Source organism: Leptospira licerasiae serovar Varillal str. VAR 010, assembly GCF_000244755.1.
Classification (GTDB): Bacteria; Spirochaetota; Leptospiria; order Leptospirales; family Leptospiraceae; genus Leptospira_B; species Leptospira_B licerasiae.
The window spans coordinates 57,498-71,945 of record NZ_AHOO02000007.1 but is presented as its reverse complement, the minus strand read 5'-3'; the positions used below and the strand labels follow the sequence as shown (position 1 = coordinate 71,945).

Below are 14,448 nucleotides of genomic sequence, written 5' to 3'. Positions count from 1 at the left end.
TTAAGCGATGCAGAGAGGAAAAAACTAGAATCAATTAATAAGAGACGAATACGCAAAGGAGATCCGCGAATCAGTTCGTATGACTTTAAATATATATTAAAAACCTTTACTAATAAAAATGGAAAGTTCTCTGGATCTTCCTTTCGCGCTTATACACAGGCGTATTCTATGTTCGGAATACAACTATTCAAAAAGAAAATCAAATGTAGAGTCTGCAATCAAAGAAAATCCTTTAGACAATTTCGATATTTAAACGAGAAAGAGGGGTTTTTTGATACTTGTAAATCTTGCAACCCGGCACAATATTCAACTTTCTACCATGTTAAACGAAGAAGGAAAAAGAAACTTATAAAGAATTCTAAGAATATTTCGTATAGAAGATATTTAATGGAGAAAGCGAAATATAAGGATTCCGCAAACCGATACCATCCGAGATTTAAGCAAGCTATACAAAAAATGGTTAAAGTCTTTGGACGAAAAGTATTAAAGGATGAAAAGAAGTGCAAAGATTGCTACAATTACAAGACTCTATATAAATTTCCGGCCAATTTTAAAGCGAGATACATTGGAATTCGATGTCGCCGGTGTGATTCGGTGCGAATATCACAATACATTAAAGGTCGCATAATCAAAAAGAAAAATAACTTACGAAAGAAATAAAAACAAATCTAAACGAATAGGAAAATTGCTAAACAAAGGGAAAATAAAATGCCATAGGAAAAGATAGTAAAGTCTTCCATAAAGCTATTCGGTTTGTTTTTAATTGCATATTCCGTGTTATTAATTGCAACCCTTTGGATATAATCCAAGCAGTCCCTATTATTTGATTCGATAATTCGAACACCCTTCACCGAAACTGCTTTTGCGTTGGGAATATCCTTTGGAAGGTAGAGCGGTCCTTTACAGTGTTTTGATGGTTCGTAAGGCATTAGAGATGCACTGGCTGAGGCACAGCTATAATGCAGAGAGAGCAAAAGTAGAATTAGAAATATTCGCATTTTTCTAGTCTCTAGAAAAATGAATTGGATCTTGAATAATCCCGGAGGATTTGCATTCCTGGGACTGTAAAAGGGCTGCATTTATGCAACCGCTTAGGTAACTAAGTGCAACTACGAGGAAGATTAAAAGAACTTTCCAATTTCCTTGAATCCAAGTTAAAACTTTCTGTGAAAACGATTTAATATCCATATTTACTCCTTATAATTTCTAATTTTTGAGAAAGGACTTATTGCCCTACCCCTCTAAGCTTTGAAATAAAATCCCCAAGTACCTTTATGATCTCAGATAGCTTAAACCAGGACATTAAGGTGAGGCCGAAAATGGTTAGGATAGCGTGTAACTTGATTTCTCCAAAACCTTCAGAAACAGAAACGTCTGGGAACGTGCGGAGTAGATAGAAACCGTACATAGTGAATGCAAGACCGAGAAAGAAGGTTTTATTCGAATGCCTCCAAGGGTTTTTTGTTACAACGATAGAGTTTTGAAGCGAGGATCTTAATTCTTGGGCTTTCTCTGACTCGGGATTTATTTCTAAAAGTTCTACTGCTTTTATAGGAGTATTCACTTTGTTATACTCCTAAAATGTTCTTCGCAATATCTTGGTTGAGAACTATATAGATAAATCCAGAGAACAAAGGATTCTCTTTACGAGCCATCTTCTCACAAAATTGCATGTGAGAAATAAAATCTAACCACCCAGGTTCGGTCCAAGTGGCTTTAGTTACTGTGCATCCTAAAGAAGACTGACTTACAAAATCTTTTCCCACTCCTTGGGCATGGATATTGATCGCAAACCTTCCTTTCTCTACTGGATCTTTTTCGTCCCAAATGTAATCTCCGTTAGCATCTCTACGAACAATTATATCCGAATCTTGGTTAAAAGCTATGTGACCCCGGTGAGTGCCAATTTTAACTCTGTAGATTCCGGGTTCTACCCTTGCTTCTCCTTTGGTAATACCATACGATTGCAGTACTGATTTGGATACCCTACCGGGGTCCATAGTCACAACTCGGCAATCGAAGGAGTCTCCGCCCTTATCGATGTTAAATAGAATGTCGTTAAATTGATCGAACTTATCATCGTTTAGAGATACAATTCCGTCTTTAATTGAAATACCACGCTGCCCGATTAAAACCGCTTCTTTATCGAAGCTAACTCCGTAGAGTTCTGTGCTTACTTTTTTCAAAGCCTTTAGAAAAACTTTGTCTTCCATGCTTTTTAAATATTTGCATGGACTTTAGAATATCGGTGAGACTCTTACCCGAGAGCTCCTAAGTGAATTTGAGAATAGCGATGTTTACTCCTTTTCCACCATTCCTTTAGTTCGTTTGTCATCTGCATAATTCTTGCGCCAAACAGAGAAGATGTTGCACTCATCGATGTTCCAAGACTTTCAGAAATAACTCCAACTGAAATAGAATAGTTCGCTACTCCTCCAATGACTCCTTCCCCGAAGCTTGACATTACGCTTATACAAAAGAGTTTAAGAATTTGTTCTTTTAATTCTGCTGGAACACGGGATGCGTGATCGTATCCAGTTGTATAATCGATTCTGTAAGCACCTGGTGTGGAATTTGTTCCTTGTTGAATTCCTCTCCAAGCTTGGATTCCAGTAATTGGCGGAGCTAAATTCGACCAAGGGACCCGTGTAAAAACTGCGCGCAAAATCCCAGTCTTATAATTTGGAACCGCTCGATCTTTGAGATCGATTAAAGTTGAACCAGTCCAAGGAAATGTAAGATCCCATTTATGAAGACGACAAAGGGGCTTTCTTCTAAGTTTTACTTGGAAGTAATTTGCCTTGGTAGAATCGTAATCGTATAAATCTTCCCATTCTGCATAGGATTCGATTTCTCCGTTAGAAGAAAGATCATATCTACCCCTTTCATTAGGGAGAGGTCTGTGTCGCCAAAGCCTAGGATAAATATCCCATTCTATTTCTTGCGAAAATGCTCGAACGGTTAAATCGATCCAGTTCTTGAGTTGAAAATCTTCAATTTGGGATCCCCTTGTCGAAATAAGGGGCTCATTCCCAAAGAACATGATACGCCGGAATTCATCCGGATGGATTAAACAACCCCACTCCGGAGGTGGTGAATTTGGATATAAGGCTCTTTCCGGATAAACACGAAGCCCTAAGTCATGGTAATTATAGTCTTCGGATTGGTTGTTTAAATCACCGGAAAAGCCAAATGCCATCCAAAGAATTTAAGATTTATTGAATAATCGGAAGGGCAATTTGGGATTTAGCGAATTCTAAATGTTCTAAAGGCAGTGAATAAGATTTTCCAGAAGTAAACTCACAAACTATCGTTTTCCCGTCGGATGCAATTTCTTTTACTTTTGCAAGCATTCCTCCTACATTCACTTTTCCTTTTGCATATACTCTCATAATCATTCCAGGCTTTGGAATTTTCGGACCTGAGCCATAGGATTTTCTTTGTTCTTTAGCTTCTTTTTCGAATTGAAGGTGGCGTTCAGTCATTTCCTTTATTTGAGCTTCTACTTTCGGATCTTTCTTTACATTATGCTGAATTCTATTCCGATCCTGCTTTGCTTGCTGGATCTTTCTTTCTCTAGGTGTATGAATATCTTGTCCCGGTTTAACCCAATGTGTAATATTTCTTCCCAAAGAATCCGGAATTTTCTTTGCGATTAATCCACTATGAGACGCGGAACCTTTTTGAGGATTTGCGTTCATGTCATCGGAGTTGAGGGAATGAAGAATCCAGTTACCTCAATAGCCCCTGAAAATGTCGCTTCTTCCAAGCATAACGGAAAAAGAAATTGGATAGGCCCGCTTCCATTTTTCACAAACGGACGGAACTTTGGATCTTGATTTAAAGTCTTCCCCTGAATTGTCCAAGGGCCGCTTGCGTGAATTGCAGTAATAAAATATAGTTTTTTCGGATCTTTTAATTCTTCTGTTCCTAAAATATTAAATTGATTTTGAAGTTGAAGACGGGCTAGATCCTGAAACGTAAGTGACTTCATTTAAAAGAAGTCTACAAAGCAATGGAATATCGGAAGAAAAGGTAACTTTACCTTTCTCCGATATTCTCCTTTATTCAAATTGGTTTTTCCCTGCGGAAAAATCCGGAAAAAACCTCAGATATACTAGATCTTTGAAAGAATGTCGGGATGGGAAATCCAGGACGGCCACGTGGAAAAGATTATCAAAAGAATTTAGAAAAACGACTTAGGCTCTCAAACCCTAAACAAACTTCTTCTGCAAACAATATTCAACCAAGTATAATCAACGAAAGGTTACTTCATCTAGCAAAATCCTTTTTTAATTCGGTAAATACCGAATCAGTCGCAGGTAGACTTTCAAAAAATCCCACGTACACTTACCAACAGTACCAAAATATTCAAGAAGGAGTATTACTCCGACCTATCTGGAGAATTCCCTACGAAATTTTGCGTAACGCTTCTTACGGAACTTCGATCATATCTGCGATCCATACTGTTCGAGTAGATGGGCTTTCTAGATTCGCTCGAATCTCAAAGAAAGAAGGTCTCTGGTTTCGCATGGAAGATGAGGACGAAGAGGTCACAGACGAAGTTTTAGAGCGAATGAAAGCCTGTGGCAAATGGTTCGAACGAATGGGCGACTTGGTTGATGGGTGGAATAACCGAGATCATTTTTTCCCAGTTTTCGAAATGATGATAAGGGATACTCTCACCCTTGACTCAACCGCATTTTGGTTAATTCGAAACGCATTAGGTAAACTTGTTGAAATCCGCTACTTAGATCCCGCGACGATTTACCCTGTGGATCCCAAATTAGGATACAGGGGAGATAAATCGGTGGCTTTCGTTCAAATGATCGAAAACACCGTAGTCGAAACTTTCACTTCTTCGGATCTATTATGGAATCATAAAAATCATATCTCGGATGTTCAGATGCGGGGTTTCGGGTTCTCACCTCTCGAAGCCTGTATGCTTGATCTTACAGGAGTTATTAATACTTTAAAATTTAATAGAGATAGATTCACAAGACAACCACCTGCTGGGTTTCTTTCGGTTCTCGGGGATCTATCTCCGGAAACAATTGAATCGTTAGAACTTCAGTGGCAAGAAATGATATCAGGAATGGATGACTCCCATAAAATTCCGATTCTTGGAACTTCGGCTGGAGAAGTATCTTGGACACCATTAAATCTTCCTAATGATATGGTCTTTAAAGATTTTATTCAGTGGCTAGTTTCGTTTGTACTTATGGGTCACGGAATGGATGCTGCAGAAGTAGGTTTGCATTTAATCAATTCTCCAGGTATTTCGGAAGCCAATCCAAAAGACAAAATCAAAATGTCAATTTCTAGATCAGAAAAAGCACTATTAACTTCTTTCGAACACACCCTTGGAAATATAAAAGAATTTAGAAACGATGTTTTTCCAGGAATCGTACCTGAATTCGCTGGAAAAGACCCCGAGGATGAAAAAGACAAAATTGCGCGCTGGAAAGAAGAAGTAACTAATATAAAATTAATCGATGAGATTCGAAGAGCTAACGACCTACCTCTAATCGGGGATACTTTAGCAGACTTATACGGAGTCGATCCTGAACAATACAAAATGTCCGGAGCTCTCATTCTAAATCCAACATACCAGCAGTATTTTGGACAAATAAAAGCACAAAGCGAAATGAATTCAAACTCTGGAGAAGAAGAGTTCGGAGAAAACGGTGAATATCCTTCGGAAGAGGAAAACTACAATACTAAAGAGGAAGATTTCGATATGGAACCAGACTATGATTTAACTTTTTGAACGTTATTATGGACTATCTATATTATATACTGGTATTAAAAGGTCTGAATTCTGAAATTTAATCCTCATATAACCTGCTGGCAAAGAAGGTAGTCCTGCTGCAGATCCACTTGTAGCACTATTATCAAGACCAGTATCAAAATTCGGGGACCGAAGGGATTTTCTAAATATATCAGCATTCGAGCCATATAATCCCACTGAGCTCGGTTCAACAAAGGAACTCGCGTCCGGTTGAAAAATCAAATATCCCCCTACTCCACCACCTCCCGGTTTAGCAAACTGTCCTTGAATTAAAGTGTCGTTCAAACAATCGATATAAACGGAAATACCAGGGAATATTTCTAAAAGTGAAAAATCAGAATCATAAGTATTAGATAAATTTGAAATTTCAATCCTGGCTAAGGAGATCGGGGCAGAAAGGTCCTTGGAAAAAGAAATGAAAGAACAGGAAGTAGATCCGTCCCAAACGAATTGGCAATTTTTTATCCTAGCAAAAATAAAAGCGATTTCTTTTGTGATTAAAGGTGTAGTACGACCGATTACATCCAAAATACAATCTTCGAAAGAAGGAAGTTCCGTAAAAAGGATCTGGTTCGATCTCAAATCTATGCCGTTATTTTTAGTTAGAGAACCTTTGTCGCATCGAAATATTGTTTCTAAATTAAATTCATAGTTTCCATCCGGAATTAAAAACCTTTCTCCATTCGACAAGAAGCTAGAATCAAAAAAGATTGTCTTTGGCAATTTCTTTAAAGATCCAGAAACGGTGGAATATAAGGCTGTGAAACTTGTAAATATATTCCCACTTGCCACACCGCCCGGTTGGTAAACGAAAAGTCCAAGATCTCCTATAGTCGAAGCATTCGGTCTTTGACTTTCAAAGAGTAAACCATCTAAATCGAGTGTTGCGATTCCTCCGGGGATCCCTTTTTCTGTGTTATTGATTTTGTTCGGCAGATCAGTTTCTAATATTTGAATTCTTGAATTAAGATTCGATTCGGCAACTTCTCTATTGGACGCTTCTTGCTCTATTTGATTATCCACATACTCGCGGATTGAATTCTCTTTTAAAAAATCAATTCTATAGGACTTCATTTATGCCACACGAAAACCCTGATAAACTTTTCTTGAAAAATAGGATCGTCTGTGATTCCTATAGTAATCGTTCCAGAATTATCGAAGCTTTGATTTCTTGCTATAGACCAATTTCCAAGACCATCTTCAATCCATGCGGAAATATTAAGGATGTTTGATCCTAAAGGAGTATTTAGAATGCAAGTTCCAGTTATATCGGTTATGCCTTCGAACCAAGATTTTTGAGGAATGGTTCCCGTCGGTGCTTGTCCTACTCCATTCGAAATTCCAACCCAAAGAAATATTGTTTGGAGAAGATCCAGGATTTTTGTTTCGGTATATTGCTTTACGGATCGAGCAGAAGGAGCAACCGATATTTCCGTAAACAAAGGGGAATCACTTACACTTGTACCCGAATTTAAGTTGTTATAAGCTGGTGTTTCTAAAAAGAACCAGGAAGCTTGGGACTCTGAGTAAGTTAACTCCCAGTATCCACCGTTTAAATCCAGTTGCCAATCCTCTTCGAATCCTTGGATTTTATTTCCATTTCTTAATAGAGTGATCGGATTTGTTTCGGAAAGGTTCGCAATATCTAATATTCCAATGACCGAATTATTTTTTGGAGAGGAAGGTAAGGTTATCGAAAACCCACCATTAGTCACTTCGGCAAGAACTCTTTCATATTTAGAAGCTGCGTAGTCGGAAGTTTTTACTTGAGTATTTTTTAGAGAGCCGAAGTTTTCTCTCCAAGTCCCATCACCCGAAAGAAAATGTTCCTGTTCTCCCGCAATTGGAGTAGGAACAAGTCCTTTCTCTCCTGGACTAGATTCGGAGGCTCCAACAAATGGATCGTCCGTTGCTAAAGTACCTGCCTTATCTGGTAAAAACCATTGCCTTACTGCAGTTGCTAACGATCTTATCTTCGAAGTAATTGTACTTCCGTTGACTGAAATAATTTCAATACCTGGATTCTCTGGATCGGAAGAAAGGCCAACATACCCGAGAGGAACATTTCTTTCGGATCTCAATTGATACTGTGGATGATCGTTTCCGGAACTTAATCCAAGAAGAATGGAGTGTTGTTGAGCTCTCGCTGTGGTTTTTATCCACCTTCCAGGAGAGGGGGTAGAAAGATCATTAGGTTTAATTACTCGAAGTGAATCTATTGGATCAGGAACAACTAAAAGAGATTGTGCATCAAACTGATAAAACGCGAGTTCGTCTTCTACTTCTCGAATTTGTTTATCATTTCTGTTATTCGCTGGTATAGCTTGTAGTTCGGAAATGTTCTGAACAGGAACATTCCAATTTGCTAAAACTTCGCTTCGTAAATATTCAAGATTTACTGCATCTTTATTGTCCGAAGGTGACGCAACTTTCAAGGTAGCGAAATCAGAATCATCCGGGTTTCTGACTTCTATAGATGAAGAATTATATTTTAATTGTGCTCCTCGTCTTCCGAATCGGATTTTGGAGCCGACTCCAAATAGAGAAAAATCGAAGACCTTTCCCATTATCCGAGGTAAACTTCCACGCGAATTTTATTCGTGGAGTACTGCGTAGAAACTCGTAAGGAATTCAAACTACCAGTCCAGGCTAAGAATCCTTCCGTTAATTCTATTTCGTCTGAGGAACCGTTTAAACGTACTTTAACAGGAGCGGGGTCGGATGCTTTGACTGCGATGGCAGTGTCATTTTCTTTGTAAGTCGCAAGTATGATTACGTACTTAAATTCGATTCCTAATGGAATAGGAATATCTACTAGGTTATCCGTTTGCGTAATATTCTTAGTTAACCTTTGAGGTTCTTGAACTGCGTATTCTTTTTCGAATTTTTCGAGAAGTCTTTCAACGGCGACTCCATCTCTAGTTAGTAAATCAAAATGAATGCGATGATATTCCATTCATCCATTTTGTTTTAAAACATATAATCGGTGGGGAAAAAGGAATCTTATCTGGATTTAATTTTCAGGGTGTTTCCTCCCATTGCGGATTGAATTACTGCATCCTTCAAAGAAGATATACCTCCGACGGCCATTTCTAAAGTTGCCCTTAACCCGTTAATCGTTCCTGCAATTAAAGGTAGGGAAATATTTTCTAAAACTTTAATTCCGTCCACGACTTTGTTGAACACAGCTTGATTATCTTTAAATAGATCAAGCATTGCCTTGTTTAGATCGTACCCGATTTGGGCAGCCCCTCCCCCGTATGCTGCAAACTCTTCTTTCTTTAAATTGTCTAAATAGGTAACTTTATTTTCACCTGCCTGGATAGGACTATTGTCTCTTCCAAAATTATTCTGAGAAAATTTTAGGTTTTCGGATTCCGTAAAACTACGACCTTCCATTTTTCCTAATATTCCCCGAGTGAGTGGATCTAAAGAATTTAAAGCGGATGAAACATATTTGCCGGGATCTTTTTCGGATTCCCGCATTGCAGCAAAGAAATCTCCCTTATTGGCTTTTATAGCTTCCGCCATACTTAGAGCACCGGTAATCCCACCTCCAAAAACACCTTGTCTTCCTTGATTTGAAAGTTCATCCGCTAAGGAAAGTCTTCTCGATGGGTCCATGCTCCCACTCTCTCTCGTTATACCAGCGGCAAATCTAGTAAATCCTTCTGTTTCTCCCGAATAACCTCGTCCCCTTAAATTCTCTGAAATTTGAGCAAGTTTAGAAATATATTCGGATTGTCTTAAATTAGAAAATCCTGTCGCATTAGCTCCACCTCGAAGATAACCTATATCTAAATTCTTATTCTCTTTTCGAATCGTTTCTAGTTGAGTAACGATTTCGTTTAGACTTTTTCCTTGCGAGGCAGAAAAACGCATTATCTCTTCATCTGCAAGGTTTCCTTTTCCATATATACTTTCGCCGGTGATTCTTCCTCGGGCTAAATTCGATTGAGCGACTTCCGCGTTTGCAAATAAACCTCCACCCCCGCCAATGTATCTTCCAGTTGCTCCATAAGTTGAGGCTTGGCTTTGCATGGCAGCGGTATATTGTTCACCTACTGCAGAAACGATCTTTGCGATTCCCCCAGCGATCGCAATGCCAGCACCTATATACGGTAAGGCTTGACCGATCGTACTTAATCGATCTCCTTGTCCTCCCCCACCCACTTGACTTCCTGGATTGTTTGGATCAGATCTACCGCCAAAGTTTCCAAATCCAGATCCAATTTTATCGAAATGAGCAGTTTGGATTTTTATTTCTGCTTTATCAATCTTTCCACTTGAAAGACCTGATTTTCCTAGAGAACCTAATCCGTTTTCTGTTCCGAATTTATATTCCGAGCTATCTTCATTCTTTTCTTTCTTTTTGAATTTCTCTCGGATCTCTTTATATGCGGAAAGTTTTCGTTCAATGACCCCTGCAAAACCACCGCGTTGAGTTTCATCTAAATCAGAACCGACTGCAATTGTATTGGAACCGGCACTTGAACCCGAAGAATAGTACGAACTTAAATTTTCTTTCTTTTTCTTGGCTGACTTAGACTTTTCCTTAGGAGGACGAATTTTTACATCGATACCTTTCTTTCCACGTTTGGAAATTCGATCGAATTCTTTATCGAAATTATTTAGGTCAGGTTTGACTTTCGCCTTTATCTCGATCGATTCATTCATATTCTCTTAGCTCATCTTGGATTTTCCGAAGGATTTCTTTTCGTTTTAACTCACCCTCCTTCTGTAGCATTTCTTCGGAATACCCTCCGTGTTCTTCCAGGATATGTGCCATCGAAGGGCTTATATCCGATAGGAACTCGCTCGCTTGCATCGCTTGAATTTGCTTTTTTGTGAGAATCAGATTGATCTTTCTTTTGTATCTCTGGAAGTCTACTTTCGCTGTCGCTTCTAGTAGAAACTTCTTCTGGGAGAAAAATAGATTCCCCTTGTTCATCCCTTCCGGAATTATCCCGAATTCTTTCAGTAGAAAGAGATCTAGAATTGTCTCGGGATCCTCGAGTGCGGTTAGGGTTGTTATTTTTTTTTAATTCGGCCTGAAAGGCACGGTCTTGTTTGTCGTAGTCGTTAAAAAGTTCGATTACGAAATTCTGATCGTCAATTTCTTCAAACGTTCGAATTTCCGGAAAATCTTCAGGTAAACTTTTAACTACTTGATCTAAGGTTTGAATTGCATAGATATATCCGAGAGTAGTTGACGGAATTGATTCTAACGAAACCCCACCAAGTCTTCGGCCTACTGCCAAATCAATATCGATTCGTACCCTCGGTACTGCGAGTTCAGCGTCAAAAGTTAGAGACTTTCCTTCTAAGCTTGCCTTAAGAATTATCTTACGGTTGGGTGATAAAATATTCATTCATCACCTCTTAGTTGTACGCTTCAAGAGGTTCGAAATCTAGAAGTTCAAACTCTACATTTCGCCCAGAAAATTCGTTGTTACTTAAATTGAACCCGTCGGTTTGGACTGCACCGGTAAGGAGCCCAACTCTTCGACCCGTAGATTTATCTATTATTAAAATATCATATAGGTCATCTGCTCGGGCATCGTCGTTTGAGTTGATATACGCAACGCCTTCTTGTGCGCTTCGAAGAATATGAAATTCAGCGGATGCGGAACCTTGCCAATCAAGGGACTTTAGACCTCGGGGCTTTCTGTATCCGATTGCTTGGATACGCTCTACATGGTTGTTTATGGTCACTGAAAGGCTTTTCATAAAGCCGACAGCGATCCCATTTAGTTTTACAATCGCATCGTTCCCGGTTAGAATATCCGGATTTGGTCTCTGACTTGCCATTCCCCATTTTCTGGAGAAAGATCAAGTATCGTTAAATTTAACTTATTGGGAACTTGTGCTTGTTCCTCGAACTACATCTAGGCCAAGTAAGAAGAATAAGAAATTCAGCGGACTAACAATCGTTCCGTCTGGGAAAATAAAATATCTTACATCCCCATCTGCTCGAATTGTGAAGTTTTCATCGAACGCGGGAGCACTGTTATAAATGTTTCTGGTAAGCCATCCTCTCGAAGCAATATATACATATCTAAATCTCTGCACCAGTGCAGTTCTAATATCAGCGTCCGTTAGATTTGATCCTATTGCGGATGGATCTGTAGGAACTTCTCCAACTAAGGTCGAATCTAACCATTCCCTTAAATCTTTTACAATCGCAAGAGCAGTGCAAACTGTAGAGGTTTGGTTTAGAATTAGATTCTCTGCTTGGTATGAAGTAAGAGCAAACTCAATCCGGAACGGTCCGTTGTTCGCTTTTCGAGTCACAATTAAACCACCGGCGCGGATTACCTTGCCTATTTGGGGCTTTGTTAGTTTCTCGGGTGAATCTTTAATATTAAGATCTTTGTTTGTAGGAGTCTCTCGAATATTTGCAGCAGCTTTGATTGCATTATGAATTACTGCAATCATCCACCCGGAATAGGTTTTATCTGTAATCCGATCAGCCATCCGGGTCATCACAGGAGAAAACCCTAACGTTAAGAATTCAGAATTTGTATTTTTGATATCATCTATTCTTTCATCTACTGTCTTTGTAGTATCTAAACCTGCCCCTCCAAACCTCTCATCCGATCCCTCCGGAGAATTTGACCTTGCAAGTTTATCCGCTAAATAAAGACGAACTACTTCCAAATCTGTGCAAACATTAATATAAAAACCTTTTGCAACTTCAGTATCAAAAACCAAATCGATAGCATCAAGCCAGTTCGTAACACTTGGGACTCCAGTTGCGCCACCTGATAAATATTTAAAACTTACCATATCCGCAAGGGGCTTTCTTATAGGACCTGCGACAATTTCAGCCAGTCCTTGACCTCTGAAATATCGTTCTTGTTGGGTTAAAAGCGAATGGAGGACTTTCGGACTTCCTTTAATCTCTAAAGAATCGGAAGCTATAATATGATCTAAGGTATTTGTCTTTCTGTCCGGCTGAGAGAGAATTCTACATGTAAATCCTAATTTTGAATTTATATACTCTGACAAAGCAAAAAGGGTCGTGTAATCTTTTATATTTGCAGAGAAACTTGTAGATCCGTCCGTAGAAGCACCTGTTCCAGTGGGCAATGTAACAGAAAAGTTTGTTCCATCGAAAAGCAAACCTGCACTTGCAGCATCTCCGGAGTATTCTATTTCTAATTCTCGGGACTCTAATGCAGTCGATGTTTGAATATTATTTGCATCTCCGATTTGTATAATTGTACCACCACCTGAAATTCTGAATCGGATTTGATTTCCTTTAGGTCCTGGTATGACTGCTTTGACTTTATATCCTGTGGCTTCTACCTCGGCTTCGGCGGCCACGTTCGGATTTACACAAATTGCTTTTATAAGGATTGGTCCTGATGAGAACCGAGAATCCCTGGATGGAGAGAAAGCGTTTTCTATCGCATCCGCTATGTCGCCACTTGAAAGAAGAGATCTGGATTCTTCAGTACTTCCGAATTCCATAACCCTTTTCGAATATTCAAGATTTGAGTCGTTTGCATCGTATCCGTTATCTGATTGGCCGATAAGAATTAAAGTATTGAAATCTGGAGAGCTTCCACTTGGAGGGGAAGCCGTGCGAAATGCACCTCGAGCTCCCGGACGAACATATCCTCGACCTAAAAACTCGACATCTCTAGTTCCCATAAATGGAACTCCAAGCAAGCTCTGGATCTTTTAGTTCTTTGAACTTACGGTAAAATAATTCTCGGAACCTTGGAGTAATGGGCTTCCCAAGTGATTTTTCTTTCTGAAATAGAAATTCCTCTGGACTACTCTTCTTCTTTCCTGTATTCGAAAGATTCTTTCGATCATCCGATATAATTTTGTTCTTATCTAATAGCGAGTTCTCTTTTTCCATTAAGGGTAATCCGCCAGTCCGAAGCCTCCTTCGAATCTGGACTTACTTCCCTTCAAATGTATTTCGTAGCCTTTTATATCGGGAAATAGGTAGGATGGTTTCGTTCTGAAAATCGAACGGACTTGGAGAATTCTTACAGTGATTTCAAATCCCCAAAGGGGCTCTGGAAAATCTTGTGTATTAAGATTTGGTTCAGCGGAATCCGGAAGTAAAACTCGGCAACCTGGATAAAGAATAGGAAGATCATTTTCCATTAAAAGAAGAATAGAATGGACAGTCTCAAACAACCATTGCGATGTTTTCCTTCCTGCATGACCGGAAGCAAATCCTACAATCGCAATTTCTGATTCCACATGGTGGGAAAATTCCTGAAAATATTTCTCCTGAGCGAATTTATCTATTAATGACTTAGGTGCTGCTCTTTTTGAGTCCGATCTTTTTACGATTTCATTTAGATATTGAACAAACTCTTCTGAGTTTTTGAAATGTTTTTCGTTCAAACCTAGGGATTGAGTTGGAATATCTCTTACCCACTCTACACCTATCTTTGGAAATTGAGAGTTTGTACCTGATTGAGAAATTCCTTCTGTGAATAGTGGATGGCCGTGGATAATTGGTGCATCGATTTTACGATCTGAAAGGCCGGTAAGTGGAAGAGTTAAAGAAAGATATTCTACAACTGCGTCTTCTGGCGGAACCGCATAAGTGACTAAAATAGCACCTTTATCCCTACCATCTCTTTTTCTATCTTCCTCTTCCCGAAGATCATAATCCATTTTGGTCT

General features: G+C 39.1%; 15 protein-coding genes. 2 read left to right on the top strand and 13 right to left on the bottom strand.

All coding sequences use genetic code 11. The features are described from left to right. Window positions 1-862: 862 nt before the first annotated feature. A complete protein-coding gene (locus LEP1GSC185_RS19940; RefSeq protein WP_155832440.1) occupies window positions 863-1,006 on the top strand; it encodes a hypothetical protein in 144 nt (47 codons plus the stop codon). 219 nt (window positions 1,007-1,225) lie between these two features. Here LEP1GSC185_RS19940 and LEP1GSC185_RS10210 read toward each other — a convergent pair whose 3' ends face one another. From LEP1GSC185_RS10210 to LEP1GSC185_RS10190, 5 genes are read right to left on the bottom strand one after another with little or no spacing between them, the layout of a single operon-like run. Then, a complete protein-coding gene (locus LEP1GSC185_RS10210; protein ID WP_008591896.1) occupies window positions 1,226-1,564 on the bottom strand; it encodes a hypothetical protein in 339 nt (112 codons plus the stop codon). Between the two features lie 4 nt (window positions 1,565-1,568). Next, entirely contained in the window at window positions 1,569-2,213 is a 645-nt protein-coding gene (locus LEP1GSC185_RS10205; protein WP_008591853.1) for a hypothetical protein, read from the bottom strand. A 44-nt stretch (window positions 2,214-2,257) separates the two neighbouring features. Next, entirely contained in the window at window positions 2,258-3,199 is a 942-nt protein-coding gene (locus tag LEP1GSC185_RS10200) for a hypothetical protein (protein WP_008591854.1), read from the bottom strand. 16 nt (window positions 3,200-3,215) lie between these two features. Further along, window positions 3,216-3,701: a hypothetical protein gene (locus tag LEP1GSC185_RS10195; protein ID WP_008591846.1), complete on the bottom strand. Its 486-nt coding sequence runs from the start codon at window positions 3,699-3,701 to the stop codon at window positions 3,216-3,218. Then, window positions 3,698-3,994, bottom strand: coding sequence for a hypothetical protein (locus tag LEP1GSC185_RS10190; RefSeq protein WP_008591887.1), 297 nt, complete (start codon window positions 3,992-3,994; stop codon window positions 3,698-3,700). The genes LEP1GSC185_RS10195 and LEP1GSC185_RS10190 overlap by 4 nt, the downstream gene beginning before the upstream one ends. 147 nt (window positions 3,995-4,141) lie before the next feature. On the opposite strand from LEP1GSC185_RS10190, the gene LEP1GSC185_RS10185 reads away from it, so the two are divergent. After that, window positions 4,142-5,770, top strand: a complete 1,629-nt coding sequence (locus LEP1GSC185_RS10185; protein WP_008591811.1) for a phage portal protein — start codon at window positions 4,142-4,144, stop codon at window positions 5,768-5,770. 6 nt (window positions 5,771-5,776) lie between these two features. Here the strand turns inward: LEP1GSC185_RS10185 and LEP1GSC185_RS10180 are convergent, their stop codons facing one another. The 8 genes from LEP1GSC185_RS10180 to LEP1GSC185_RS10140 all read right to left on the bottom strand — a co-directional run bounded on the left by LEP1GSC185_RS10180 (window position 5,777) and on the right by LEP1GSC185_RS10140 (window position 14,440). Beyond that, window positions 5,777-6,865, bottom strand: a complete 1,089-nt coding sequence (locus LEP1GSC185_RS10180) for a hypothetical protein (RefSeq protein WP_008591842.1) — start codon at window positions 6,863-6,865, stop codon at window positions 5,777-5,779. Beyond that, entirely contained in the window at window positions 6,862-8,358 is a 1,497-nt protein-coding gene (locus LEP1GSC185_RS10175) for a hypothetical protein (RefSeq protein ID WP_008591838.1), read from the bottom strand. Before LEP1GSC185_RS10175 ends, LEP1GSC185_RS10180 begins: the two co-directional genes overlap by 4 nt. Next, the gene (locus LEP1GSC185_RS10170) at window positions 8,358-8,747 is read right to left on the bottom strand and encodes a hypothetical protein (protein ID WP_008591847.1); all 390 of its coding nucleotides are present in this window, start codon (window positions 8,745-8,747) and stop codon (window positions 8,358-8,360) included. Before LEP1GSC185_RS10170 ends, LEP1GSC185_RS10175 begins: the two co-directional genes overlap by 1 nt. 47 nt (window positions 8,748-8,794) lie before the next feature. After that, on the bottom strand, window positions 8,795-10,468 hold the full coding sequence (locus LEP1GSC185_RS10165) for a hypothetical protein (RefSeq protein WP_008591836.1): 1,674 nt from the start codon (window positions 10,466-10,468) through the stop codon (window positions 8,795-8,797). A gap of 50 nt (window positions 10,469-10,518) precedes the next feature. Continuing rightward, on the bottom strand, window positions 10,519-11,163 hold the full coding sequence (locus LEP1GSC185_RS10160; protein ID WP_008591850.1) for a hypothetical protein: 645 nt from the start codon (window positions 11,161-11,163) through the stop codon (window positions 10,519-10,521). Window positions 11,164-11,173: 10 nt separating this feature from the next. Next, window positions 11,174-11,602, bottom strand: coding sequence for a hypothetical protein (locus LEP1GSC185_RS10155; protein WP_008591883.1), 429 nt, complete (start codon window positions 11,600-11,602; stop codon window positions 11,174-11,176). A 42-nt stretch (window positions 11,603-11,644) separates the two neighbouring features. After that, on the bottom strand, window positions 11,645-13,450 hold the full coding sequence (locus LEP1GSC185_RS10150; protein WP_008591870.1) for a hypothetical protein: 1,806 nt from the start codon (window positions 13,448-13,450) through the stop codon (window positions 11,645-11,647). A 213-nt stretch (window positions 13,451-13,663) separates the two neighbouring features. Continuing rightward, window positions 13,664-14,440 (bottom strand): hypothetical protein, encoded by a 777-nt coding sequence (locus LEP1GSC185_RS10140; RefSeq protein ID WP_008591909.1) that lies wholly within the window; start codon window positions 14,438-14,440, stop codon window positions 13,664-13,666. Window positions 14,441-14,448: the final 8 nt, after the last annotated feature.